We start from the raw sequence: 25,645 nt of genomic DNA, 5'->3' as shown, positions 1-25,645 counted from the left end.
CGATGTTTATTGCCCCAGCGTCACCTCTACCTGATGGGTTTTGCCATCGTCTACCAGCGTTATCACCGCCTCCGGCTGTATTTCACCGTCGACAGTTACCTGTGCCGCCCCCTGACCCTGACGGACGGTCAATTGATACTCGCTGCCGCCTTCCCGATAGTTAAGCGTCACCTGCGGCCAGTCCGCTGGCAGACGGGTGTTGACGGTCAGCCGATCCCCATGGCGTTTCAGCCCCAGCAGTGACTCGACGATCAGCCGGTACATCCAGCCGGCGGATCCGGTATACCAACTCCAGCCGCCGCGGCCAACATGGGGTGCTACCGCATAAATATCGGCGGTAACCACGTAAGGCTCGACCTTGTAGCGTTCGGCTGCGGTGCTGTCCAGGCTGTGGTTGATCGGGTTGATCAGCGCCATCAACTCCCAGGCGCGTTCAATATTGCCCATTTCGGCAAAGGCCATCACGGCCCATACCGCGCCGTGGGTATACTGGCCGCCGTTCTCGCGCACGCCGGGCAGATAGCCGCGGATATAGCCCGGATTCGGGCCGTTGCCGTCAAACGGCGGCGTCAGCAGTTTGATCAGCCCGGCCTGGTCGTCGACCAGATGTTTATCCAGCGATTGCATCGCCTGCAGGCTGCGTGGCTCATCACCGGCTCCGGACAGCACCGACCAACTCTGGGCGATGGCATCGATACGGCACTCTGTCGATTCATGGGAACCCAGCGGTTCCCCGCTGTCAAAATAGCCCCGGCGATACCATTCGCCATCCCAGGCGTGATCGCGCAGGTTATCGCGCAGAGTGGCGGCTTGTTGACGGCACTGCGCGGCCAGTTCGGCGTCGTTACGACGCTGCGCCAGTGCGCCGTAGCGCTGCAAAATATGGAACAGGAAGAAGCCGAGCCACACGCTCTCGCCGCGGCCCTCCAGACCCACCATATTCATACCGTCGTTCCAGTCACCGGCCCCCATCAGCGGCAGGCCATGCTCACCAAAGGTCAGCCCGTGCTTCAACGCCCGCACGCCATGTTGGTACAGCGTCTCTTGTATCGCACTAGGCGCCGGTTGTTCGTAAGAGGATTCCTCGCCCGGCGCCAGTTTGCGCGCCTCCAGATAGCCCACTTGTTCTTCCAGAATGGCTTGATCGTCGGTGGCGTCCAGGTAGTGGCAAATCGCCAGCGGCAACCACAGATAGTCATCCGAACAGCGCGTGCGTACGCCATTGCCCTGCGGTGGATGCCACCAGTGCTGTACGTCGCCTTCGACAAACTGGCGTGAGGCGCACAGCAGGATCTGTTCCCGCAGGCGCTCAGGCGCGGCATGGGTCAGCGCCAGCGTATCCTGCAATTGATCGCGGAAGCCAAAGGCACCGCCGGATTGATAGTAACCGCTGCGTGCCTGAATGCGGCACGAGAGGGTCTGGTACAGCAACCAGCCGTTGGCCAGCAGGTTGACGGCCGGCTGTGGCGTGGTTATTTGCACCTTGTTGAGAATAGTGTCCCAATGTGCCGCGACCTGCTGCAGTTCATCCTGCAGGCTGTCTTCCCGCAGGTATTTTTGCAACAGCGCTTCGGCCTCATCGGCGTTTTGTCCAAGGCCCAGAGCGAAGACAAAGCTGCGCTGATCGCCATCGATCAGACTGATGGCCGACTGGACCGCACCGCAGGGATCCATGCCCGCGCCGGTCTTGCCGGACAGCCGCCGCAGCTTCAGCACCGCCGGGCTGGTCAGCGATCCGTTGCGGCCAACGAATTCACGCCGATCGCCACTGACAGAACAGTGCGCACCGGTCACGCCGAAGAAAGCCGTTCGTTCCGAACCACTGCCGCCGTAATGGTTGGTGGCCAGGATGCCGCAGCCGCTATCGAGCGTAGCCTCCTGGGTAACGATGTGCATAGCCGATTTTTGCCGCAGATCGCCGAGGATAAATTCCACGTAGCCGGTGGCCGACAGCTTGCGGGTACGCCCGGAGGTATTGGTCAGCGTCAGCAGGAACAGTTTTACCGGTGCCTCTTTGGCCACCAGCACGGTGAGCTGGCTGTCGATGCCGCTCTCGCGGTGATCGAACACGCTATAGCCGAAACCGTGACGGGTCAGATAGTGGCCGCGGCCGCGGGCAGGCAGCGGTGTCGGTGACCAGAAATGCCCGTTCTCTTCGTCACGCAGATAGAAGGCTTCCCCGCTGCGGTCACAGACAGGATCGTTATCCCACGGCGTCAGGCGGTATTCATGGGCGTTTTCGTACCAGGTGTAGGCCTGGCCGCTTTCCGAGATCACCGAGCCGAACATCGGGTTGGCGATCACGTTTGACCAGGGCGCAGGGGTGATCTTGCTTTCATTCATCGCAATGACATATTCGCGACCATCCTCCGAGAAACCGCCGAGGCCGTTATAGAACTGCAGCGCGTCGATGGCGGGCAGCTGCGGTGAATGCAGGTTGCGCGGCAGATTATCCACCGTTGCCAGTTTCGACGAGGCGGTGACCGGCGACAGCGGTTGCTGCAGGACCTGCGGCAGTTGCAGGCGCTGGTTGAGCTGTTCGGTCAGGCCACCGCGCCGATCGTCGAGATAAATTCGTGCCACGCTGAGCAGCAGGCGGTGATCTTCCGGTGACATATGCTCGCTGGTGCGTACGAAGATACCGCCGGGCTTATCGGTCTGGGTGGACTCCATACCGGCGGCGATCAGGCTCATGATCTGATTTTGCAGCTCCTGGCGGTAGCCGCCGACGTCTTCGTTGAGGATCACCAGATCCACCTGCAGGCCTTTCAGACGCCAGTAGTTGTGCGCCTGGATCAGTTGCTGCACCAGTTCGATGTTCTCACCGTCGGTGACGGTCAGCAGGACAATAGGCAGATCGCCGGAGATCGAATGTCCCCACAGCCCTGACTGGCCGCGGCGGTTCTGGATGATTTCGTTGCTGGCGGCACGCATTTCCTGCGCCGGGAACACCACCGCGCTGGCCAGGCGGTTGAACAGATTGGCGTCCTCCTCATTGGCGTTCAGTTGGCGCAGCACTACCTGGCTGTGCGACCAGGCCAGTTCAAACACGCGATCCGCCAGATGACGGTCGCGGTATTTCTCCAGCATTGCCAGGCTGCTGACGCGGTCTTCACAGACGCCATAGAAAATATCCAGCGTTAGCGGTACGTTCGGTTCCAATACCACGCGCTGGCGAATAGCGATGATCGGGTCAATGACCGGACCGGCGCTGTTGCTCAGCGGCGCATTTTGATACAGCGCCTGCGGGTTGGCCGGGGTACGGCCACGGCCGATAAACTTGGCACGGTCGGTTTCAAACGACGTTTGGCTGGTGCGGCCCTGTACCGTCATCATGTGTAGTAGCCACGGGCATTTCTCCTGGGGTTCGCGCGGGCGACGGTGGCACAAAATAGCCTCCTGATCCGGCAGCAGTTCGGTCTGTACGAACAGATTGCTGAAGGCCGGGTGAGCCAGATCGTTACCGGCGGGTGCCAGCACCACTTCCGCATAGCTGGTGATTTCGATAGTGCGCGGCTGTTTCCCGCGGTTTACCAGCGTCACACGGCGTAGCTCGATATCGTCTTCCGGCGAGACCACGATCTGCGTTTTGACCGACAGCGACCCCTGCTGGCGCTGGAACTCGGCACCGGCATCGTTGAACACGGCGCTGTAGCCCTTGGCAGCCCCGCCGATCGGTTGCCAGGTATTACTCCATACCTCGCCGGTTTGCGGATCGCGCAGGTAGCAGAAGGCGCCCCAGTTATCGCAGGTGGCATCTTCGCGCCAGCGGGTCAGCGCCAGGTTTTGCCAGCGGCTGTAGCTGCCGCCTGCCTGGGTCAGCATCAGGTGATAATTGACGTTGGATAGCAACTGCACTTCCGGGATCGGCGTGTCCACCCGGTTAAATTCGCGTGCGGCGAAGCTGGCCGGGGTAATGGTGCCTTCGTGCGTTTCGAAGTGGCGGCGGGTGCTGTAAAGCTCAACGGCATCCGGCACCCGTTCCTGCAACAGCAGCCGCGTCGACTGGAATGCCGGATAGTTGGCGAAGCGCGCCACCATCGGTGCATCCAGCAGCAGGTGCGACAGGGCCAGGAAGCTCATGCCCTGATGGTGCGCCATATAAGAACGGATAATCACGTACAGTTGGCCACGGCTGAGGCGAGCGGTGGTGTAATCCAGCGCTTCGTAGAAACCGTAACGGCCTTTGGCGCCATTTTGTTCCAGCGTGACCAGGTTATTGCAGGCGGCGTCCGGGTCAACAATCAGCGCCATCACCGTAGCGTAAGGCGCAACCACCATATCGTCACCCAGCCCGCGCCTCAGGCCCAGCCCTGGCACGCCAAAGGCGTGGTATTGATAGTTTTGATCGGCATCGAAGCCAAAATAGCCGGATTCGGAAATGCCCCAGGGCACGCCGCGCTCCTTGCCCCAGGCAATCTGTCGCTCCACCGCCGCCCGGCACATTTGCACCAGCAGCGAGTCAGGATAGGCGGGCATCACCAACTGGGGCATCAGGTATTCAAACATCGACCCACTCCACGACATCAATGCCGCTTTATGGTCGATCAGGGTGAACAGGCGGCCAAGCGCAAACCAACTGCGTTGGGGTACCTGGTTAGTGGCGATGGCGACATAGTTGGTCAGACGGATTTCCGAGGCCAGCAAATCGTACTTACTGCCGTCCATGCGGTTTTGATCGCAGTTAAAGCCGACGGTCAGTAAATGGGTCGATTCGTCATACAGGAAGTTGAAGTCCATCTGCGCCATTTTTTCCAGCCGCTGCTGCAGGCTGTACAACTGGGTCAGTCGCTCCTGTGCCAGGGCGCAAGCCTCGTCGAACGGGCTTTGTTGCTCTGGCGACAGCCTCAATGTTTCCGGTGGGTTTGCCAGCCAGTGCAGGCTGGGCACCTGTTCCAGTTCGGACAGGCCGTCGTTCAACCAACCGAACCACAGCGCCCATTCGGCACAAAGCTCGTTGAGCTGTTGATGCAGCGCACCGGCCCAGCGCTTGGTTTCTTCATCGTGATTCAGCGCCGGTTCCTGCAGCCCATTGCTGTAATTTCGCATGGCATTCAGCTCCGCCAGCAGGGCGGCGGGATGGCAGTGGTGCGCCTGCTCAAAATGGTTGCGTAGTTTTGGCAGGTTCTTCGGTGCGGCGTCACCCCAGTGTTGCTCCAGCAGTTGCAGGCTGTCGCCCAGCCCGGTCAGTATCCGTAGCGGATCAATGACCGGCTGGTGGGCCAGAGCCGGCAGGCCGGCGCTGAGCGTCAGCAGATGACCGGCCAGGTTGCCGCTGTCGACGCTGGAGATATAACGCGGGTTCAGCGGCTCCAGCGTGCGAGTGTTGTACCAGTTGTACAGGTGGCCGCGGTAGTGTTCCATGCGGTCCAGAGTATTGAGCGTCAACTCGATACGCCGCAGTGCTTCACTGAGCGTCAGATAGCCGAAGTCATAGGCAGTGAGATTCGCCAGCAGCGACAGTCCGATATTGGTCGGTGAAGTGCGGTGCGCGACGACCGGCTCCGGTATTTCCTGGTAGTTATCCGGCGGCAGCCAGTTTTCCTGCTGGTTGACGAAGGTATTGAAGAAATCCCAGGTCTGGCGGCTGGTATGGCGCAGGAAGCGCCGCTGTTCTTCGTTAATGGCAGTCTTGCTGCGCTGCGGTTCGTGGCTGAGATAGCACAGCAGCCAGGGGGCCAGGATCCACAGGGCGGCGAAGGGCAGTGTGATAAGCAGCGCCATCGGGTTATGCAGTACGGTGAAAAACAGTAACGTCAGGCCCGTCACCGGGTTAATCCACATAGCGCGGTAGAAGTTTTCCAGCGTGACCTGTTGGCGGTTTTTGGATTGATCGTAACTGGTCCACTCCTGCAGATTGCGATGAGTGATCAGCAGCCGCCAGAGGGTGACGGCAATCGCTTTCAGGCTGTAAAGCGTTTCATGCGGTAGCGTCGCCAACCGCAGCCCAACCTGTGCCAGGCGGTGCAGCGAGCCGTTCAGCGCCAGCCGCAGGTGCTGCAGGAAAGGTCTGCGCGGTGGTTTATGCACAATATCCTGAGCCAGCGCCAGCAGGGTAGGGAGCAGCAGAATAATGGCGAACACTGCCAGCCAATAACGGGTATTCGGTAGCCAGACGAAACCGCAAAACAGCAACAGTAGCAGGCTGGACGCCGTCAGGCTGCGGCGCAGGTTATCGAACAGTTTCCAGCGCGACAGGGTGCTCAGTGGGTTGGCGGTGCGGGTGCCGCCTTCTGTTTTCACCCGTGGCAGCAGCCAGTTGAGTAGTTGCCAGTCGCCACGGATCCAGCGGGTACGGCGCGCGACGTCCACCAGATAGTTGCTGGGATACTGCTCGTACAGCAGCACGTCGCTCAACAGGCCGGAACGGGCATAACAGCCTTCGAGCAGATCGTGACTCAGTACCAGGTTCGGCGGGCAGGTTCCCTTCAGACTGTGCGAGAACACATCCACGTCGTAGATGCCCTTGCCAATAAACGAGCCTTCGCCAAACAGATCCTGATAGATATCCGAGGCCATTAGCGTATAGGGGTCATTGCCCGGCGTGCTGCTGCACAGTGCGGCATAGCGGCCTTGCCCATAGCTCGGGATCTCTTCGGCCATGCGCGGTTGCAGGATGGCGTAACCTTCCACCACCCGCTGCTGACGGGCGTCATACTGCGGCTGGTTGAGCGGATGCGCCATGGCGGCGATTAACTGGTGAGCGCTTTCACGCGGCAGGACGGTATCGCTGTCCAGGGTGATGACGTATTTGACGTTTTTCAGCACCTCCAGCCCGTCGCCAATCTGGGTACAGAAGGCGTTACCGCGGTTGCGCAGCCAGTCGTTCAGCGCGTTCAGTTTGCCGCGTTTACGCTCCAGCCCCATCCACACGCCCTGTTTTTCGTTCCATTCGCGGTTGCGATGAAACAGGAAAAAGTGGCTGGGGCCTTCGCAAGGATAGCGCCCGTTCAGCGCCTCCATCTGTCGGCTGGCATAGGCCAGCAGTTCGGCATCGTCCGCATGCTGCTGCTGGGGCGCATCGATAAAGTCGGTAAGCAGGGCAAAGTGCAGGTGTTTCATCGCGTTGCCCAGGTAACAAACCTCAAGGGCATTGATCAACTTATCAATGCCGCTTTTGCTGTCGATTAACGTCGGTATGGCCACCAGAGTCCGGAATTCGGCGGGAATACCGCAGGAGAAGTCGAGCCTGGGCAACGGCTGCGGCGTGCGGCTGCGGGTGGTGACCTCGCTGAGCAGGTTGAGTACGAATTGACTGATGACGATCGCCATGGGGAAAAACAACAGCGCCAGCCCCCAACTGATGCCGGTACTGTAAGCGTGGCGCAGCAGTTCGGCGCAGCAAGCGGTGGTAATCAGGCTCAGGCTACCGAGCCAGGAAAGTAAGGGTGCCTGATTTAACGCATGGCGCAGCCGGGTAATACGGCCCAGGCGTACGTCAAGCTGCTGCTCCAGTTCCGGGCGGCCATCGTCAATCAGGTAGTAACCGATGTGATTGCAACGGGGATCGCTGGACGGAATTTCTGACGCCACGCGCGCCATATTCAGTACCTGTTGGGCGACCTGCACCTCATTGTGCGGGCAGTGCCGCGCCAGCATCTCAATCACGTGGCGATAATTGTCGCGGGTGTTGAAGTGCATCAAAGGGTAAACGCCGGCCGGATCCTCTCGCAGGGTTTGCTCGACCTGGCTCATGGTTTCGACAAATTCGGCCCAGTCCATTTCGCTGAGCTGGCGCAGGCCGGAAATGCTGTTGCTGACCGACAGTTGGCTGACGGCGAGCTGCTGGTTAAAACGGTGGATTAATTCATCCGATGTCAGGCTGACCTCGGCCAGACGTTGCTCGACCCAGGTGAGCGGCAGCGCCAGCATGGTGCCGTGCCCTTGCAGGCGACGAACCAGCTCGGCGACAAAGGCGCTGGTGCGTGGGGGATTGGAGCGCGCCATATCGGCAATCACCACGATCAGGTTGGCCGGATCGTTTTCCGCTGACTCCAGCATTTTAGTCACCCAGCTGTCGGCCAGGTTACGTTCTTGCTGGGCCTGGGCCACCTCAATGCTGACGCGCCGCAGGTTTTCGATCAACGCCAGGCGTAGCATGCCGGGCAGCGCCCAAAGCTCGCCCAGCGTCAAATTAACTTCTTTTTGATAGGCGGCGATATAGCGCGTAAGGCTTTCGGCGTCCCAGCGGCCATCTCCGTGTGCGATGGCTTCGGCAGCAATGTCATAGATGCGCGGGCAGTTATGCGGCGCGCCCAGTTGGGGCAGGCCACGGCCGAAGGTTTTCGGCAGATGGTGGCGTACAACGCGGATTTGTTCTTCGATCAGATAGTAGTTGTCCAGCAGCCATTCGCCGGCCGGGGTCATGCTGGCTTTCTTGCCGTTGCTGAGTTGGTGACAGCTTTCAGCCAGAACGCGTTCGTTATCGTCCAGCCGCTTCAGCAAATAGTAGGGGGTTTTGCGTGTCGCCAGCTTGTGGGAGCGCGCCAGACGCTGGCCATAACGCTCCATTTGGTCGACAGAAAACAGCTCGGCCTTGATGGTGCCACCTGTCGGTTCCGGCTCACCTTTGGCACGCCGGACAGGCAACGAATTTACTTTGGTTGTTTTGCGTTTCTTTTTTAACCAATTGATTAGTATTTCTTTCACACAAAAGCTCCTTACATCTGACCCAAAGGACAGCCGGTGAAACCGCTGGGAGATCGTGAATATCCTGTTTTTTGCGCCGGGTAGATCTGGCTTGGGTTCACAGCAGGCAGGAACATGCTTTCTCAGTATAGCTGCATAATCCCATGCTGGCCGTTTTTTGAACTAATTGTTTAATTTTAATAAACAATTGGCCGCTACTGACGTTGACTCCCAACGCTATTTTTCCGCCGTTCTGGCTTGATTTGCCGTATAATTCCCTACATTAAGCTTGGTTATTGAGGTGGTCGTGGAACAACTTTCGGGATTGCTGAGGCGGTTACGCCAGCAGCTTGAGCAACATTTGCCTTCTGATGGCGGTTTCCTGCAGCTTGCACTGCCCGTACCGGCGCCGTTGGCCACCCGGTTGCTGGAATGGCTGGCGGTGCAACCGGCATTCCCGCAGTTTTACTGGCGTCATCGCGACGGGCATGAGGAAGCGGCGGTCTGCGGCTCTGTGCGTCAGTTTACCCAGCCACGACAGGCACAGGCGTTTCTCAGGACGCATGAGGGAGCGCGAGTCTGGGGACTGAATGCTTTTGACGGCGTGGCGCATTTATTTTTGCCCCGTCTGGAAATTCTGAGCCGTGACGGTGAAACACAATTAACGCTGAATCTGTTTTCTGAAAGCTCGCTGCGTGAAGATGCGGCGTTTGCCGGCCGCTGGCTGGAGCAGGTATCGGCTGCAAGGCCCATCACGCCATTAAAGGCGCAGGTGGCAAAGGTGCAGCATCGACCGGAACGGGCTGGATGGGAAATCATGCTGCAAGACGCGCTGAAAGCGATAGGCCGGCAACAGATGGAGAAGGTGGTGTTGGCGCGCAGTACGTTACTGACGCTGGATTGTCCGCTGTCTGCACCGGCGATGATGGATGCCAGCCGCAGCGTGAACCACCGATGCTACCACTTTATGCTGCGCTTTGATGCACATTCCGCATTTCTCGGCTCCAGCCCGGAAAGACTGTATCTGCGAAACGGCCGCCATCTGCTGACCGAAGCGCTGGCGGGCACCGTCGCCAATCACCCCGATCGGCCGCAGGCCCAGGCGCTGGCGCAGTGGTTGCTGCGGGACGGCAAGAACCAGCATGAGAATCTGCTGGTGGTGGATGATATCTGCCAGCGTCTGCAAGGCGGCGCCGACGCGGTGGATGTGTTGCCGCCCGAAGTGGTGCGCTTGCGTAAGGTGCAGCATTTGCGGCGGCGTATTGAAGGCCGGCTCAACGATAACGACGATGCCGATTGCCTGCAGCGGTTACAGCCCACGGCGGCGGTGGCCGGGTTGCCGCGTCAGGCTGCGCGCGAGTTTATTTTGCAACATGAGCCTTTCCCCCGTGGTTGGTATGCCGGATCTGCCGGCTATCTTTCCTCCTCCCGCAGTGAGTTTTGCGTAGCGCTGCGCTGCGCGCAAATTGACGACCAGGAATTACGACTCTATGCCGGTGCCGGCATTGTGGCCGGTTCTGACGCCGAGGCAGAGTGGCAGGAAATCGAAAACAAGGCCGCCGGGCTGCTGACTTTACTGCTGCCAGAGCCATTGCGTTGAATTTCCCTGCTTATGCTCCGGATTTATTGAGCGAATGGCGCGGTGAGTGTAAACTGCTTGTGATTTTTATGTTTATTTTTTGTTCTAAATCAATTAATTGTCTACCATAAAGTCACCGGGATATACGGCGTTTTTGCGCTGGCGCAAAAGTCGTAAAGATAACTACTCATATAATGCAGAACATCATTTTTGGCATGCCGTCGATTGGCGGGCGCCAGGGGACGATTCTGTTAACCGACTTGTGAGCGAATTATGTCGACAAGTGTTTTTAATCGCCGGTGGGCGGCGTTGCTGTTGGAAGCGCTGGCCCGCCATGGAGTGCGACATGTCTGTATCGCTCCGGGATCGCGCTCTACGCCGTTGACGCTGGCCGCGGCGGCCAACAAGTCTTTTATCTGCCATACCCATTTTGATGAGCGCGGGCTGGGCCATTTGGCGCTCGGCCTGGCGAAGGCGTCGAGCGAACCTGTGGCGGTGATCGTCACTTCCGGCACCGCCGCCGCTAACCTTTATCCCTCTTTGATCGAAGCCGGGCTGACCGGTGAACGGCTGGTGTTTCTCACCGCCGACCGGCCGCCTGAACTGATCAACTGCGGTGCCAATCAGGCGATCCGCCAAAACGGCCTGTATGCCAGCCATCCGGCGCTGAGTATTGATCTGCCGCGGCCGACGACGGACATCCCTGCTCGCTGGTTGGTGTCCACCGTCGACAGCGCGATGGCACGCCTGCAGCACGGCGCTTTACACATTAATTGCCCGTTTGCCGAACCCTTGTACGGCGGTGATGAGCAACAGTATGCCGACTGGTCGGCGACGCTCGGCGACTGGTGGCAAGGCAGCCACCCCTGGCTGCGTGAAATGGATCCGCACCAGGTGCTCAAGCAATCGGACTGGTTCTTCTGGCGGCAAAAGCGCGGCGTGATAGTGGCGGGGCGGATGAGCGCGGAAGAGGGCGAACATCTGGCGCAGTGGGCCGAGATGCTTGGCTGGCCGCTGATTGGCGACGTGCTGTCCCAGACCGGGCAGCCGCTGCCCTGTGCCGATTTATGGCTGGCCCAGCCGCAGGCGCAAAAACGGCTGGCCGAGGCACAATTGGTGGTGCAGTTCGGCAGCAGCCTGACCGGCAAGCGCCTGCTGCAGTGGCAAGAGCAGTGTCAGCCGCAAGAGTATTGGCTGATCGACGATTTACCGGGGCGTCTCGATCCGGCGCACCATCGCGGGCGCAGGATCCGTTCCAGCGTGGCGCAGTGGCTCGAACTGCATCCGGCTCAGCCGCGAACCCCGTGGGCGGATGAGCTGACGATGTTGGCGGACAACGCGCTGGATGCCGTCTCCGGCCATTTAGTTAACCGCTTTGGCGAGGCGCAGTTGGCGCATCGCCTGCCGGAACTGCTGCCGGAAAACGGCCAACTGTTCCTCGGCAACAGCCTGATCGTTCGTCTGATTGATGCGCTGACCCGCTTGCCGGCCGGTTACCCGGTATTCAGCAACCGCGGTGCCAGCGGCATCGACGGTCTGATCTCCACTGCCGCAGGCGTACAGCGGGCCACCGCCAAACCGACGCTGGCGGTGGTGGGAGATTTATCGGCACTGTATGACCTGAACGCGCTGGCGCTGCTGCGCCAATGTTCTGCGCCGACGGTGCTGATTGTGGTTAATAATAACGGCGGCCAGATTTTCTCACTGTTGCCAACGCCGGAAGAAGACCGGCAACGGTTCTACTGCATGCCGCAGAACGTAGAGTTCAGCCATGCGGCAGCGATGTTCAACCTGGCTTATGCCCGCCCGGAAAACTGGGGGCAATTGCTGCAGGCGGTGGAACAGGGCTGGCGTCACGGTGGCGCTACGCTGATTGAGCTGCAGGTGCCGCCGAGCGATGGTGCGCAGACGCTGCAGCATCTGGTGCAACAGATGACGGAGCAATGATGCTGGCGACAAAAGTATTGCAACAGGGCGAAGCCGATCGCCCATGGCTAATCTGGTTACACGGCCTGTTGGGCAATAATAATGAATGGCGAGTGATCGCTTCGCGTTGTCCTGAATGGCCGTCGTTGGCCATAGATCTGCCCGGCCACGGCGATTCCGTTGCGGTCGTCTGCACGAGTTTTGACGATATCAGCGCGCAGATCAGCGCTACTTTGCAGATGCATGGCATCGAACGCTATTGGCTGGTGGGGTATTCGCTGGGCGGACGTATTGCCATGTATCACGCCTGTCACGGTGAACCCCGGGGCCTGCAGGGCGTGATTATCGAAGGTGGCAATCCAGGGCTGGCCGATGCCGCACAGCGCGAACAGCGCTTGGCGCATGATACGGCCTGGGCTGAGCGTTTCCGCCGAGAACCCCTCGCTCAGGTGCTGGCGGACTGGTATCAACAGCCGGTGTTCGCCAATCTCAGTGCGGTGCACCGTGATGCGCTGATCGATGCCCGCTCTGACAACGCTGGCGCGGCCGTGGCGGACATGCTCGAAGCCACTTCGCTGGGCAGGCAGCCCTGTCTGGCGCCGCAGCTGCAACAACTGGCGGTGCCGCTGGTGGTGTTATGCGGCGCCGACGATCACAAATTTCAGCAGCTGACGCGCGACGCCGGGTTGCCGTTGCGCATCGTGCCGCAGGCCGGGCATAACTCGCACCTGGCCAATCCGCAGGCGTTCGCCGCCGAGCTGCGCAATTTTCTCGTTAACCCTGGTTAAAGGAACCGAACATGCTCTATCCAAATGAAGAACAGCTGTATGCCGCTATCGAATGGCAGGATTGCTCCGGCGATTTCGAAGATATTCTGTATCACAAGTCCAGCGACGGCATCGCTAAAATCACTATCAACCGTCCACAGGTACGTAATGCCTTCCGCCCGCACACGGTAAAGGAGATGATTGAAGCGCTGTCCAATGCCCGTTACGACGACGGCATTGGCACCATTATCCTCACCGGTGCCGGTGACAAAGCCTTCTGCTCCGGCGGCGATCAGAAAGTCCGCGGCGACTACGGCGGCTATCAGGATGACAGCGGTGTACATCACCTGAACGTGCTCGACTTCCAGCGCCAGATCCGTACCTGTCCAAAGCCGATAGTGGCGATGGTGGCAGGCTATTCAATCGGTGGCGGCCACGTACTGCACATGATGTGTGACCTGACCATTGCGGCGGACAACGCTATTTTCGGCCAGACTGGCCCGAAAGTGGGCTCTTTCGACGGCGGCTGGGGCGCTTCCTACATGGCGCGCATCGTGGGTCAGAAGAAGGCTCGCGAAATCTGGTTCCTGTGTCGTCAGTATGACGCCGCTGCGGCTTTGGACATGGGCCTGGTCAATACCGTGGTGCCTTTGGCCGATCTGGAGAAAGAAACCGTGCGCTGGTGCCGCGAAATGCTGCAGAACAGCCCGATGGCGCTACGCTGTCTGAAAGCGGCCCTGAATGCCGACTGTGACGGTCAAGCCGGTCTGCAGGAGCTGGCGGGTAACGCCACCATGCTGTTCTACATGACTGACGAAGGCCAGGAAGGGCGCAACGCGTTTAACGAAAAGCGCCAGCCGGACTTCAGCAAATTCAAGCGTAACCCGTAATGAACACAACCCCCCGTAACGCGGCCCTTTACCGTTACAGCCTGCCAATGGACGCGGGCGTTGTGTTGCGCAATCAGCGGCTAAAAACCCGAGATGGTTTGCTGATCCATCTGCAGCAGGGTGAGCAAGAAGGCTGGGGCGAGATTGCGCCGTTGCCTGAATTCAGCCAGGAAACGTTGGCGCAGGCTGAACAGGCCGCGCTGAACTGGCTGCAGAGCTGGCAAAGTAGGGTATTGCCACCCGAAAGCCCGTTACCCTCGGTGGCATTCGGTACCAGTTGCGCAGTGGCGGAGCTGGAACAGCGGCTGCCGCAGCAGGCTGATTACCGTAAAGCGCCGTTGTGCACCGGCGACCCTGATGAGCTGTTCGAGGTATTGACTGCTTTGCCGGGTGAGAAGGTCGCCAAGGTGAAGGTTGGGCTGTATGAAGCGGTGCGTGATGGCATGGTTGTCAACGTGCTGCTGGAGGCACTGCCGGATCTCAGGCTGCGGCTGGACGCTAACCGCAGTTGGACACGCGCCAAAGCGGATGGGTTTGCCAAATACGTCAATCCGGCTGTGCGCGATCGCATTGCTTTCCTTGAAGAGCCTTGCAAAACCCGCGATGAATCACGGGATTTCGCTCAGGCGACCGGCATTGCCATTGCCTGGGACGAAAGCGTGCGCGAGGCGGATTTTGTGGTGCAGGCGGAGCCGGGCGTGGCAGCGATAGTGATTAAGCCGACGCTGGTCGGCAGCCTGGCCCGTTGCCGTTCGTTGGTGGAGCAGGCCCATGCGGTGGGATTAACGGCGGTGATCAGTTCCAGCATTGAGTCCAGCCTGGGATTGACGCAGTTGGCGCGCATCGCGCACTGGCTGACGCCGACGACCGTCCCTGGGCTAGACACGCTGGATTTGATGCAGGCGCAATTACTGCGACGCTGGCCGGATAGCCGGCTGCCGTTATTGGAGACGCAAGAGTTGGAGTGTTTATGGCGCAGTTGAATGACTGGCCGTGGCGACATTGGGCGCAGCGGCGTCCGCAGGCGGCGGCGCTGGTTGTCGGCCATCAGCCGGTGAGTTGGCTGGTGTTACGCCGTCAGGTGGATAAGCTGGCGGCGGATTTTCAGCACCAGGGGGTGGAGCCAGGCTGTGGCGTGGCGTTGTTCGGCAAGAACAGTTATCCCTTGTTGCTGGCCTATCTGGCGCTGTTGCAGTGCGGTGCGCGGCTGCTGCCGCTGAATCCGACGTTACCCGTTTCTCTGTTGGCGACGCTGTTGCCCGAGCTGGATATCGATTTTGCCTTCAGCCCGGATCAACTGCCAGCCTTGCCGACCAGGATCATCCGTTTAAATCCCCCGTCTACCGAATCCCGCTGGCTGAATCCGCCGCGCTGGGATCCTCAGCGGTTGGCGACCCTGACCCTGACTTCCGGCTCCAGCGGCAGACCGAAAGCGGCCGCACACAGTTACGCCGGCCATTTGGCCAGTGCCGAAGGCGTACTGCAGTTGATGGATTTCCAGGCGCAGGATCGCTGGTTGCTGTCGTTACCCTTATTTCACGTTTCCGGACAAGGCATTGTCTGGCGCTGGTTGCTGGCAGGGGCCACGCTGGTGGTCCGTGATATGCATCCGTTGGCCGATGCTCTGGCGGGCTGTACTCATGCATCCCTGGTGCCTACGCAGCTCTGGCGCCTGCTGGCACAGCCGCTGGCAGCCATGACGCTGAAAAAAGTGCTGCTGGGGGGCGCGATGATCCCGGTAGAACTGACCAAACAGGCAGAGGCTGCGGGTATCCGCTGCTGGTGCGGCTATGGGCTGACCGAACTGGCTTCCACGGTGTGTGCCAAGCGTGCCGATGCACGGCCGGGCGTTGGGCTGCCGTTGGCCGGTCGGGAAATTAAGCTGGTGAATGAAGAAGTGTGGATCCGCGGGCGGAGTCTGGCGCTGGGATACTGGCTACAGGGCCGCTTGCTGCCGATTGTCGATGATCAGGGCTGGTTCCATACCCGCGATCGTGGCGTCATGGAGCAGGGTGAGCTGCGAATTATCGGCCGGTTGGACAACCTGTTTTTCAGCGGCGGAGAAGGCGTTCAGCCAGAGGATATTGAGCGCGTATTGGCGGCCCATCCGCAAATTTCACAGGTGGTGGTGGTGCCGGTCGATGACGCCGAGTTTGGTCAACGGCCGGTCGCGGTGATCGACAGTGAGGAGTCTCTGTCGCTGGACGAGCTGCTGGCCTGGTCGCAAGACCGGCTGGTGAACTTCCAGCGGCCAATGGCGCTGTTGGCGATGCCGAATGAGCTGAAGGCCAGCGGTATCAAGATTTCGCGCCGTCAGTTGCAGCAATGGGCGGCGGAGCAGATCTCGGCTCAATAAAAATGGCCGCCTGAAGGCGGCCTTGAGGGTAACGCGGGTTATTTCAGACCTAACGCCTTGGCTACGCCGGCACCGTAATTCGGGTGCACTTTGGTAAACAATTCAACCTGACGACGCTGGATCTGTTCCGGCACCTGCGACAGCTCTCCGGCGATGCGGGTGAACATGCGTTGGTGTTCTTCGGCACTCAGCAGGTTGAACAGCGCGCGCGGCTGGCTGTAGTAATCATCGTCTTCACGGTGATTCCAGTGGTCAGCGGCACCTTCAATGCTCAACGGCGGTTCGCTGAAGTCCGGTTGCTCCTGGAACAGGCCGAAACTGTTTGGCTCGTAGGTGGCTCCGTTGCCGCTGTTACCGTCCACGCGCATCGCACCGTCACGATGATAGTTGTGGAACGGGCATTTTGGGCTGTTCACCGGGATTTGATGGTGATTTACGCCCAGACGATAACGGTGCGTATCCCCGTAGGAGAACAGACGCCCCTGCAGCATCTTGTCCGGCGAGAAACTGACGCCGGGTACCACGTTGGCCGGGTTCATCGCCACCTGCTCCACTTCTGAGAAGTAGTTTTCCGGGTTGCGGTGCAGCTCGAAGAAACCCACGTCGATCAGCGGGTAGTCGCCATGCGGCCATACCTTGGTCAGATCGAACGGGTTGTATGGCGTCTGAGAGGCTTCGTGTTCCGGCATGATCTGGATTTGCAGCTTCCAGCGTGGGAAATCACCCCGTTCGATGGCCTCATACAGATCGCGTTGTGAGCTTTCACGGTCCTTGGCGATGATGGCTTCTGCTTCATCATCCATCAGGTTTTCAATGCCCTGTTCGCAACGGAAGTGGAACTTCACCCAGAAGCGTTCATTGTTGGCATTGATAAAACTGAAGGTATGGCTGCCGAAACCATGCATATGGCGATAGGATTTAGGAATACCGCGGTCACTGAAGTCGATGGTCAGCTGATGCAGAGTTTCCGGTGACAGCGAGAAGAAATCCCACTTGTAAGTTGGGTTACGCAGATTGGTGCGCGGATCGCGTTTGACCACGTGGTTTAGATCGGGGAACTTCAGCGGATCGCGCAAATAGAAGATTGGCGTATCGTTACCCACCAAATCCCAATTGCCTTCCTCGGTATAAAACTTCATGGCGAAACCACGAATGTCACGCTCGGCGTCGGCGGCCCCGCGCTCACCGGCTACGGTGGAGAAGCGGATGAACATGTCAGTTTGCTTGCCGATTTCAGAGAAGATTTTTGCGCGGGTGTACTGGCTAATGTCGTGGGTGACGGTGAAAGTGCCGTAGGCGCCGGAACCTTTGGCGTGCATGCGGCGCTCGGGGATCACTTCACGGTCGAAATGGGCCAGTTTTTCCAGAAACCACACGTCCTGTAACAACATCGGGCCGCGTTTGCCGGCGGTGATCACGTTATTATTATCGACAACCGGGGCGCCGGCTGCGGTGGTCAGTCCTTTCTTGCTCATCACTTGCTCCTTATTGTAGTGCAATCGAGTTAAGATTCTGGCGGCGTAAGCGTTCATCATCATAATCTGGCAGGGCGTGGTTACCCTGACTTGGGTCAATGCCACTACTAGTTGTAGACCTATTGAACGGCTGCGGCAAATAGGTCTGAGTTATCGTTGCCATTACCTCAGTGAATGAGACCTTTGCTTGCAGAACTTTACATTTCTTTGATTAATTAGGGATTTATCCCTTAAAGACCGATTGCGCTTTGGTATAGACTTGTGACGGTATTATTACGGGTTAATTCATATCATTCGTAATGGATGAAGCAGCAAGAGGGATAGATGATGAAAAAGACTTTGGTCGCCTGCGCAGCAAGTATGCTGTTTGTGACCGGTGCGGCGAGCGCACTCAGCCTGTCGGGCGAGGCCGGGCAGCATTACACCAATCTTGGTTTCGGCCAGGATACCGGCAATTCCGGCTTGGGAATAACCGGCAACTGGGCGCGCAGCGATCATGACGGCAACGTCGGTAGCCTGGGGCTGAGTTTCGGTGTGCCGCTGGGGCCGTTGACCGCCACTGTGGGTGGCAAGGCGTTGTATCTAAGCCCGAAAGACGGCAGTGACGGCGGAGCATTGGCGTTGGGCGGCGGCCTGGACTGGGCTATCTCCCGTTACTTCAGCCTGCATGGCGAAGGTTATTTTGCCCCGGATTCGCTGACCAGCGGCGTGAAGGCGTATAACGAGGCCAGCGGCGGCCTGCGTTGGAATATTTTCCGCCCGCTCAGCGTGGATGTGGGTTATCGCTACATGAAGATGGAAGGGAAGGACGGACGTCGTGACAACACCCTGGCCGATGGCCCGTATATTGGTGTCGGTCTGAGTTTCTGATGCAAATAACAAAGGGGCCAAGCGGCCCCTTTGTTTTATCGTTCAATCTATTACCCAACTGCCGGCAGAATGCCGCTGGCAATGCCCAACTGAATGGCAATCACCGTTATTCCGCAAACAAACACCAGTGCCAGTGCCGGTGTGCCGCCCCAAACGCGGTATTTTGCCTGATGCTGCTGACGTGTTTTCCACACCAATAATGATGGCAGCAACAGCGCCAGCACCGCCAGCGCAATGGCGGCAAAACCCAGAGCTAACACAAAGCCACGTGGGTAGAACAGAGCGAAAGCCAACGGCGGCAAGAAAGTGATGGCACCGGTCTGCAGACGACCCCGCACGTTGTCCTGGCGTTTAAACAGATCGGCCAGGAAATCAAACAGCCCGAGCGCGACACCAAGGAACGAGGTAGCCAGCGCCAGATCGGCAAACAGATGTACCGCCAGTTCGACATGGGGAGACGCCACGACGTCTCGTACCGCCTGCAACAGGCCGTTCAGACCGGCTTGCTGTGCCAGAATGCCGACGAAAGTGGTGGAGCTGATGCTGCCTAGCGTCGCCAACTGCCAGAAAATATAGGCCACCAGTGGAATGGCGCTGCCGATAATGAACACCCAGCGCAGTTTACGGATATTGCCGCCCATGTAGTTAACAATGCTGGGCACACTGCCGTGGAAGCCGAACGAAGTGAAAATCACCGGAATGGCCGATAGCGCCAGCCCTTGCTCCAGCGGTAGGGTCATCAGGTTGGTTTGATGGATATTTGGCAACATCAGACCCAGCATGACAATCAGGAACACCACTTTGGCGCTGAACAGGATACGGTTAAACAGATCGACCGAATGGGTGCCGATGCAGACGACGCCGCCGGCCACCAGAGTAAACAGCAGCACGCCGAGCGTGGTGGGGAAATCCTGCGAGGTCCATTGGCTGATGCTGGCCGCCAGTAATTCGCCGGCACCGCTAATATAGGCCGCAGTCAGGGCATACATCAGGAACATCATGCTGAAACTGGTCAGCCATTGGCCGCCGCCGCCAAGATAGCGTTTTGCCAGAGTCCCGAGGCCGGTATCCGCCTGTTCATGCTGATAAACCTCGACCAGCAGCAGCGCGGTATAACACATCAACAGCCACAGTCCGACCAACAGACCCAGCGTGACGCCAAAGCCGACACCGGCCGCCGCCAGTGGCATCGCCAACATCCCTGCGCCAATGGTGGTTCCTGCCACGATAAAAACACTGCCAAGCGTGCGATTCTTCACGTTTTTCTCTACCAGCCAAAGATTTTGGAAAATTATAGGTAACTCATTCTAAGTGCGGCAGGATAGTTGATGGATTATTTTGTGTCAAACAGGCGTTACGGGTTGTGTTAACTTAAGTTTACGCATTGGTGGGCCGCGTGATGTCGCAAAAAAGTGCCTTCGACAGAAATTAACCGGCAATGCGTAGTGAAAACTTATTTACAGGCTTCTATAGTGGAATGATCAGAAAATGTGGGAGAGATCAATGTTAAGGGTGGAGATGCTCAGCACCGGTGATGAGGTGCTGCACGGGCAAATTATAGATACCAACGCCGCCTGGCTGGCTGATTATCTGTTCCAGCAGGGTATGCCGATGAGCGGCCGTGAAACGGTGGGGGACAGCCTCTCTTCTTTGATTGAAACATTACTGGAGCGTAGCCACATTGCCGATGTGCTGATCGTGAACGGCGGTCTGGGGCCGACCAGTGACGATCTCAGCGCGCTGGCGGCGGCTAGCGCTTGTGGTGTTGAGCTGGTGGAACATGCTGAATGGTTGGCGCGTATGGAGGCTTATTTTGCCGAACGTGGTCGGCCGATGGCGGCTTCAAACCGTAAACAGGCGCAGATCCCGGCAAACGCCGAGATGCTCGATAACCCGGTGGGTACTGCCTGTGGCTTTGCGTTGAAGCTGAACCGGTGCACGATGTTTTTCACCCCCGGTGTCCCTTCTGAATTTAAAGTGATGGTCGAGCAGCAAATCGTCCCGCGCCTGCGCGAGCGTTTTACCTTGCCGGCAGCGCCGCTGTGTTTGCGTTTAACCACCTTTGGTACCTCCGAGAGCGATCTGGCCGCCGAACTCGATGGCATGCCGCTACCGCCGGAAGTGGTGCTCGGTTACCGCTCTTCCAGCCCGATCATTGAGCTGAAGCTGACCGGCCCGGTCAGCCAGCGTGCGGCGATGGAGCAGGCCTGGGAACGGGTACGCCAGGTGGCAGGTGACAACACTCTGTTTGAGGGCACTATTGGCCTGCCGGCAGCACTGACGCAACGCTTGAACCAGCAAGGGTTGAAGCTGGCGCTGAGCGAACAGTTCAGCGCCGGATTGATCAATCTGCAGTTGCAGACCGAAGGCGCACCGCTGGCCGGTGGCGAGCTGCTACCGTCGCACTGTGTGGAAACACTGGAAACCACGCTGGCCCGCGCTCGTTCTCTGGCGGAACTGACCGGGGCACAGCTGGCGCTGGCGGTCAGTGCCATGAGCGGTGACCAGGTGAGCGTGGTGCTGCACACGCCGAAAGGCGGTATCGGGCAGACGGTTCGTTACCGGGCAGCGCGTCATGGTTTACGGCTACGGCAAGAGTCGGTAGCAATGCTGGCATTGGACATGCTGCGGCGCTGGCTGAACGGTGGGCCAGTGTGTGGGAAAAACGGCTGGCTGGAGATCGTCGAGATTATCGAGTAGAGAATGCTTGATGGTAGTGATATATCCCTTATTAATCATAACATTATAAGGGGTTATCGCGTTGAAGATAGGCTGTTACAATCGCTGCGGGTGCTTGAGACTATTCGTCTTGGGCATTGTGTGGAAAGGCGGATAGATGAAAGCCCCAAACTGACTATCAATCAGAATGGGGCTGCCCTAACGCCTAGACACCGTTATGGTAGCCCCTTCACAGCAAGGAGGCAAGCATGCGGTTAAAGCATGTGTTTCACTCGTTAACTGTTGTATGTATTACTATTTTGATATTCATTTGGATGATAAGAGACTCACTGTGTGAGCTGACAATCTATCAGGAAAATATCACTATATTGATCAGGTTAGCTTGTGATGTGAAGCGGTAATCATAGGGCGGGGGAAACCCCGCCTTCTGGTCTTCAGGCGTGGTTCAGGCACCCAACTCTTCAAATTTCCAGCTCGATATCGGTCAGTGGCATACAGCAGCAGGGCAGGATTTCACCGTCGTTGATAAATGCCAATGGCGGCTGTCGGTAAACCACATCACCTTTCACCAACTTCAGGCGGCAGGCGCCGCAATAGCCGGAACGGCACTGGTATTCCACCTCAACGTCGTGCAATTCCAGCACGTCGAGCAGACAGTTTTCACTTTTGGGGCAGGATAGCTGCGTACCACTGGCACGCAGCGTGACGATTGATGATGCCATCGCTTAGAGTTCGAAGTCGCTCAGGTCGTCGGCATGCACTTCCGAGTCGATCTGGCCGACCAGGTAGGAGCTGACTTCCACTTCCTGCGGTGCAACCTGCACGTTGTCTGACACTAACCAGGCGTTGATCCACGGGATCGGGTTAGAGCGGGTGGCGAACGGCAGGCCGAGACCCACCGCCTGCATGCGGATATTGGTGATGTATTCCACATACTGGCACAGAATGTCTTTGTTCAGGCCGATCATTGAGCCGTCACGGAACAGGTATTCCGCCCACTCTTTTTCCTGCTCGGCAGCCAGTACAAACAGGTCATAGCACTGCTGCTGACACTCAACGGCGATTTCCGCCATCTCCGGGTCATCTGCGCCGGAACGCATCAGGTTCAGCATGTGCTGGGTACCGGTCAGGTGCAGCGCTTCGTCACGGGCAATCAGCTTGATGATTTTGGCATTGCCTTCCATCAGTTCACGTTCCGCGAAGGCAAATGAACAGGCAAAGCTGACGTAGAAGCGGATGGCTTCCAGTGCGTTAACGCTCATCAGGCACAGATAGAGCTGTTTCTTCAGGGCGCGCAGGGTAACGGTTACTGTCTTGCCGTTGACCTGATGGGTGCCTTCACCCAACAGATGATAGTAGCCGGTCATCTCGATCAGATCGTCGTAGTAGCCGGAGATGTCTTTCGCGCGCTTGAGGATCTCTTCGTTAGTGACGATGTCGTCAAACACGATCGCCGGATCGTTGACGATGTTACGGATAATATGGGTGTAAGAACGGGAGTGGATGGTCTCAGAGAAGGACCAGGTTTCTATCCAGGTTTCCAGCTCCGGGATCGAGATCAGCGGCAGCAGCGCGACGTTCGGGCTACGGCCCTGGATCGAATCGAGCAGCGTCTGATATTTCAGGTTGCTGATGAAAATGTGTTTTTCATGTTCCGGCAGCGCCTGGTAGTCGATACGGTCGCGGGAAACGTCAACTTCTTCCGGACGCCAGAAAAAGGACAGTTGCTTCTCAATCAGCTTTTCGAAAATTTCATGTTTTTGCTGATCGAAACGCGCAACGTTAACCGACTGACCGAAGAACATCGGCTCCAGCAACTGGTTGTTTTTATTCTGAGAAAATGTGGTGTAAGCCATAAGCCTGAATCCATTAGTGCCGTGCTGAATTAGAAGGGGCCGGAAGAGTTCCGGCCCGCTGTGTCAAACTTTAGATCTTGCAGGCGCCGCTTTCGCAGTCATCATCGCCGCCCTTTGCCGGCAGCAAATCTTCCTGAATATCATCGGCACCGTCGCGGGTGTTCTGATAGTACAGCGTCTTGACACCAAACTTGTAGGTAGTCAGCAGGTCTTTCAACAGCTGCTTCATTGGCACCTTGCCGCCCGGGAAACGGGTTGGGTCATAGTTGGTGTTGGCAGAGATCGACTGGTCGATAAACTTCTGCATCAGACCGACCAGTTGCAGGTAGCCGTCGTTGTTCGGCATTTCCCACAGCAGTTCGTAGTCGTTTTTCAGACGCTCATACTCTGGCACCACCTGGCGCAGAATGCCGTCTTTCGACGCTTTGATACTGATGTGGCCACGTGGTGGCTCAATGCCGTTGGTAGCATTGGAAATCTGCGAAGAGGTTTCCGAAGGCATCAGCGCCGACAGGGTAGAGTTGCGCAGACCGGTTTCCTTGATCTCTTTACGCAGGGTTTCCCAGTCGTAGTGCAGAGGCTCCTGGCAGATGACATCCAGATCTTTCTTGTAGGTGTCGATCGGCAGAATGCCCTGTGAATAAGTGGTTTCATTGAACCACGGGCAGGCACCCTGTTCCTGAGCCAGACGGTTCGAGGCTTTCAGCAGGTAATACTGAATGGCTTCGAAAGTCTTGTGGGTCAGGGCATTAGCGCTGCCGTCGGAGTAGCGTACGCCGTTCTTCGCCAGGTAATAAGCGTAGTTGATCACGCCGATACCCAGGGTGCGACGGCCCATGGCGCCGCGATGAGCGGCTTTGATTGGGTAGTCCTGGTAATCCAGCAGGGCATCCAATGCACGTACCGCCAGGGTAGCCAACTCTTCCAGATCGTCCAGGCTTTCGATGGCACCCAGGTTAAAGGCGGACAGCGTACACAGGGCGATTTCGCCGTTTTCGTCGTTGACGTCATCGAGTGGCTTGGTCGGCAGGGCGATTTCCAGGCACAGGTTGGATTGACGTACCGGCGCGATCTGCGGATCAAACGGACTGTGAGTGTTGCAGTGGTCAACGTTCTGGATGTAGATACGGCCGGTAGAGGCGCGTTCCTGCATCATCAGCGAGAACAGCTCAACCGCTTTCACGCGTTTCTGGCGAATGCTGTCGTCTTGTTCGTACTGGGTGTACAGACGTTCGAATTCGTCCTGATCGGCGAAGAACGCGTCATACAGGCCTGGGACGTCAGACGGGCTGAACAGGGTGATGTCCTGGCCCTTGATCAGGCGCTGGTACATCAGGCGGTTCAATTGCACGCCGTAGTCCATGTGACGTACGCGGTTGCCTTCAACGCCGCGGTTGTTTTTCAGCACCAGCAGGCTTTCAACTTCCAGATGCCACATTGGGTAGAACAGAGTGGCCGCACCGCCACGCACGCCGCCCTGGGAACAGGACTTCACCGCGGTCTGGAAATGTTTGTAGAACGGGATACAACCGGTATGGAAGGCTTCACCGCCACGGATCGGGCTGCCCAGCGCACGGATGCGGCCGGCGTTGATACCGATACCGGCACGTTGCGAAACGTATTTCACAATGGCGCTGGAGGTGGCGTTAATTGAATCCAGGCTGTCGCCGCACTCGATCAGCACGCAAGAGCTGAACTGGCGGGTTGGGGTGCGCACGCCGGACATGATTGGCGTAGGCAGTGAAATCTTGAAGGTGGAGATCGCGTCGTAGAAACGTTTAACGTAGTCCAGACGGGTATCACGCGGATAGTTGGAGAACAGGCACGCGGCAACCAGGATATACAGGAACTGAGCGCTCTCGTAGATCTCGCCGCTCACGCGGTTCTGCACCAGATACTTCCCTTCCAGCTGTTTAACGGCTGCGTAGGAGAAGTTCATATCACGCCAGTGATCGATAAAGGAGTCCATCTGCTCGAACTCTTCAGTGGTGTAGTCTTCCAGCAGATGCTTATCGTACTTGCCCATTTCTACCATGCGCGTTACGTGAGCGAGCAGCTTCGGCGGTTCGAATTGACCGTAAGCTTTTTTGCGCAGATGGAAGATGGCCAGGCGTGCTGCCAGATACTGGTAGTCCGGCGCGTCGCGGGAGATCAGATCGGCTGCAGCTTTGATAATGGTTTCATGAATATCAGCAGTTTTGATGCCGTCATAAAACTGAATATGAGAACGCAACTCTACTTGAGAAACCGAGACGTTGTTTAACCCTTCCGCGGCCCAGTCGATGACACGGTGGATTTTGTCGAGGTTGATGCGCTCTTTACGGCCATCGCGTTTAGTTACAAGCAGACTTTGGTTCATGTGGTGTTTTACCTGTCCGTATGGTGCCCCTAAGCAGAAGTGTAGTAGCTCTGCTCAGTATGTAAACACTATATATAGGGGTTGTATGTCGGTGAGGTAACAAGATAGTGAGAAAACAGGGCGTTTGCAAGTGAACAAAAGTGGCCTAATTTGTGGATAACTTGGGGGTGAAATGTGACTTGTCTTTCGCAGTGCGCGCTGTGACTGGCGCGACAAGCTTGTCAATAAGCGGGATAAGAATTTCCCTAGAATCAGAAAAA

15 protein-coding genes are annotated in these 25,645 nt (G+C 57.9%); 9 read left to right on the top strand and 6 right to left on the bottom strand.

The genetic code is table 11. The annotated features are described in order from the left end of the window. Positions 1 to 6 precede the first annotated feature (6 nt). Entirely contained in the window at positions 7 to 8,649 is an 8,643-nt protein-coding gene (locus M2406_RS17875) for a GH36-type glycosyl hydrolase domain-containing protein (RefSeq protein ID WP_259190921.1), read from the bottom strand. A gap of 286 nt (positions 8,650 to 8,935) precedes the next feature. Here M2406_RS17875 and menF point away from each other — a divergent pair, with 286 nt between their 5' ends. The 6 genes from menF (at position 8,936) to menE (ending at position 16,146) form a co-directional block, all read left to right on the top strand. After that, a complete protein-coding gene (gene menF, locus M2406_RS17870) occupies positions 8,936 to 10,228 on the top strand; it encodes an isochorismate synthase MenF (protein WP_259190919.1) in 1,293 nt (430 codons plus the stop codon). Between the two features lie 252 nt (positions 10,229 to 10,480). Beyond that, on the top strand, positions 10,481 to 12,154 hold the full coding sequence (gene menD / locus M2406_RS17865) for a 2-succinyl-5-enolpyruvyl-6-hydroxy-3-cyclohexene-1-carboxylic-acid synthase (RefSeq protein WP_259190917.1): 1,674 nt from the start codon (positions 10,481 to 10,483) through the stop codon (positions 12,152 to 12,154). After that, complete coding sequence (gene menH, locus M2406_RS17860) at positions 12,151 to 12,921, top strand: 2-succinyl-6-hydroxy-2,4-cyclohexadiene-1-carboxylate synthase (RefSeq protein WP_126501786.1); 771 nt, start codon at positions 12,151 to 12,153, stop codon at positions 12,919 to 12,921. The genes menD and menH overlap by 4 nt, the downstream gene beginning before the upstream one ends. A gap of 11 nt (positions 12,922 to 12,932) precedes the next feature. Beyond that, positions 12,933 to 13,790 carry a 1,4-dihydroxy-2-naphthoyl-CoA synthase gene (gene menB, locus M2406_RS17855; protein WP_012145996.1) on the top strand — a complete coding sequence of 286 codons (858 nt, stop codon included), beginning with the start codon at positions 12,933 to 12,935 and terminating at the stop codon, positions 13,788 to 13,790. Continuing rightward, complete coding sequence (gene menC / locus M2406_RS17850) at positions 13,790 to 14,773, top strand: o-succinylbenzoate synthase (RefSeq protein WP_135345128.1); 984 nt, start codon at positions 13,790 to 13,792, stop codon at positions 14,771 to 14,773. Before menB ends, menC begins: the two co-directional genes overlap by 1 nt. Beyond that, positions 14,761 to 16,146: an o-succinylbenzoate--CoA ligase gene (gene menE / locus M2406_RS17845; RefSeq protein WP_259190913.1), complete on the top strand. Its 1,386-nt coding sequence runs from the start codon at positions 14,761 to 14,763 to the stop codon at positions 16,144 to 16,146. Before menC ends, menE begins: the two co-directional genes overlap by 13 nt. 38 nt (positions 16,147 to 16,184) lie before the next feature. On the opposite strand, the gene katA is transcribed toward menE, so the two are convergent. Next, positions 16,185 to 17,621 (bottom strand): catalase KatA, encoded by a 1,437-nt coding sequence (katA, locus tag M2406_RS17840; protein WP_259190911.1) that lies wholly within the window; start codon positions 17,619 to 17,621, stop codon positions 16,185 to 16,187. A gap of 327 nt (positions 17,622 to 17,948) precedes the next feature. On the opposite strand from katA, the gene M2406_RS17835 reads away from it, so the two are divergent. Next, positions 17,949 to 18,491 carry a YfaZ family outer membrane protein gene (locus M2406_RS17835; protein WP_012145992.1) on the top strand — a complete coding sequence of 181 codons (543 nt, stop codon included), beginning with the start codon at positions 17,949 to 17,951 and terminating at the stop codon, positions 18,489 to 18,491. A gap of 50 nt (positions 18,492 to 18,541) precedes the next feature. Here the strand turns inward: M2406_RS17835 and tyrP are convergent, their stop codons facing one another. Further along, positions 18,542 to 19,750, bottom strand: coding sequence for a tyrosine transporter TyrP (gene tyrP, locus M2406_RS17830; protein ID WP_012145991.1), 1,209 nt, complete (start codon positions 19,748 to 19,750; stop codon positions 18,542 to 18,544). 244 nt (positions 19,751 to 19,994) lie between these two features. On the opposite strand from tyrP, the gene M2406_RS17825 reads away from it, so the two are divergent. Beyond that, entirely contained in the window at positions 19,995 to 21,191 is a 1,197-nt protein-coding gene (locus M2406_RS17825) for a nicotinamide mononucleotide deamidase-related protein YfaY (protein WP_218216827.1), read from the top strand. Positions 21,192 to 21,418: 227 nt separating this feature from the next. Further along, positions 21,419 to 21,571, top strand: a complete 153-nt coding sequence (locus M2406_RS17820) for a Hok/Gef family protein (protein ID WP_012145989.1) — start codon at positions 21,419 to 21,421, stop codon at positions 21,569 to 21,571. A gap of 60 nt (positions 21,572 to 21,631) precedes the next feature. On the opposite strand, the gene yfaE is transcribed toward M2406_RS17820, so the two are convergent. From yfaE to nrdA, 3 genes are all read right to left on the bottom strand, one after another. Then, on the bottom strand, positions 21,632 to 21,892 hold the full coding sequence (yfaE, locus tag M2406_RS17815; protein ID WP_012145988.1) for a class I ribonucleotide reductase maintenance protein YfaE: 261 nt from the start codon (positions 21,890 to 21,892) through the stop codon (positions 21,632 to 21,634). A 3-nt stretch (positions 21,893 to 21,895) separates the two neighbouring features. Then, positions 21,896 to 23,026, bottom strand: coding sequence for a class Ia ribonucleoside-diphosphate reductase subunit beta (gene nrdB, locus M2406_RS17810; protein ID WP_012145987.1), 1,131 nt, complete (start codon positions 23,024 to 23,026; stop codon positions 21,896 to 21,898). Positions 23,027 to 23,096: 70 nt separating this feature from the next. Continuing rightward, positions 23,097 to 25,385 (bottom strand): class 1a ribonucleoside-diphosphate reductase subunit alpha, encoded by a 2,289-nt coding sequence (nrdA, locus tag M2406_RS17805; RefSeq protein ID WP_012145986.1) that lies wholly within the window; start codon positions 25,383 to 25,385, stop codon positions 23,097 to 23,099. Positions 25,386 to 25,645 lie beyond the last annotated feature (260 nt).

Source organism: Serratia sp. BIGb0163 (assembly GCF_024809935.1).
Taxonomy (GTDB): Bacteria; Pseudomonadota; Gammaproteobacteria; order Enterobacterales; family Enterobacteriaceae; genus Serratia; species Serratia quinivorans.
Note: the sequence above shows the minus strand (reverse complement) of the source record. Positions and strands in the feature narration are given on the sequence as shown.

Bases quoted from the DNA above. Each gene is read 5' to 3' on its own strand.
- katA (WP_259190911.1), bottom strand. From the start codon at position 17,621: ATGAGCAAGAAAGGACTGACCACCGCAGCCGGCGCCCCGGTTGTCGAT.
- M2406_RS17820 (WP_012145989.1), top strand. From the start codon at position 21,419: ATGCGGTTAAAGCATGTGTTTCACTCGTTAACTGTTGTATGTATTACT.
- menB (WP_012145996.1), top strand. From the start codon at position 12,933: ATGCTCTATCCAAATGAAGAACAGCTGTATGCCGCTATCGAATGGCAG.
- nrdA (WP_012145986.1), bottom strand. From the start codon at position 25,385: ATGAACCAAAGTCTGCTTGTAACTAAACGCGATGGCCGTAAAGAGCGC.
- M2406_RS17825 (WP_218216827.1), top strand. From the start codon at position 19,995: ATGTTAAGGGTGGAGATGCTCAGCACCGGTGATGAGGTGCTGCACGGG.
- menE (WP_259190913.1), top strand. From the start codon at position 14,761: ATGGCGCAGTTGAATGACTGGCCGTGGCGACATTGGGCGCAGCGGCGT.
- yfaE (WP_012145988.1), bottom strand. From the start codon at position 21,892: ATGGCATCATCAATCGTCACGCTGCGTGCCAGTGGTACGCAGCTATCC.
- menH (WP_126501786.1), top strand. From the start codon at position 12,151: ATGATGCTGGCGACAAAAGTATTGCAACAGGGCGAAGCCGATCGCCCA.
- menC (WP_135345128.1), top strand. From the start codon at position 13,790: ATGAACACAACCCCCCGTAACGCGGCCCTTTACCGTTACAGCCTGCCA.
- M2406_RS17835 (WP_012145992.1), top strand. From the start codon at position 17,949: ATGAAAAAGACTTTGGTCGCCTGCGCAGCAAGTATGCTGTTTGTGACC.
- menD (WP_259190917.1), top strand. From the start codon at position 10,481: ATGTCGACAAGTGTTTTTAATCGCCGGTGGGCGGCGTTGCTGTTGGAA.
- nrdB (WP_012145987.1), bottom strand. From the start codon at position 23,026: ATGGCTTACACCACATTTTCTCAGAATAAAAACAACCAGTTGCTGGAG.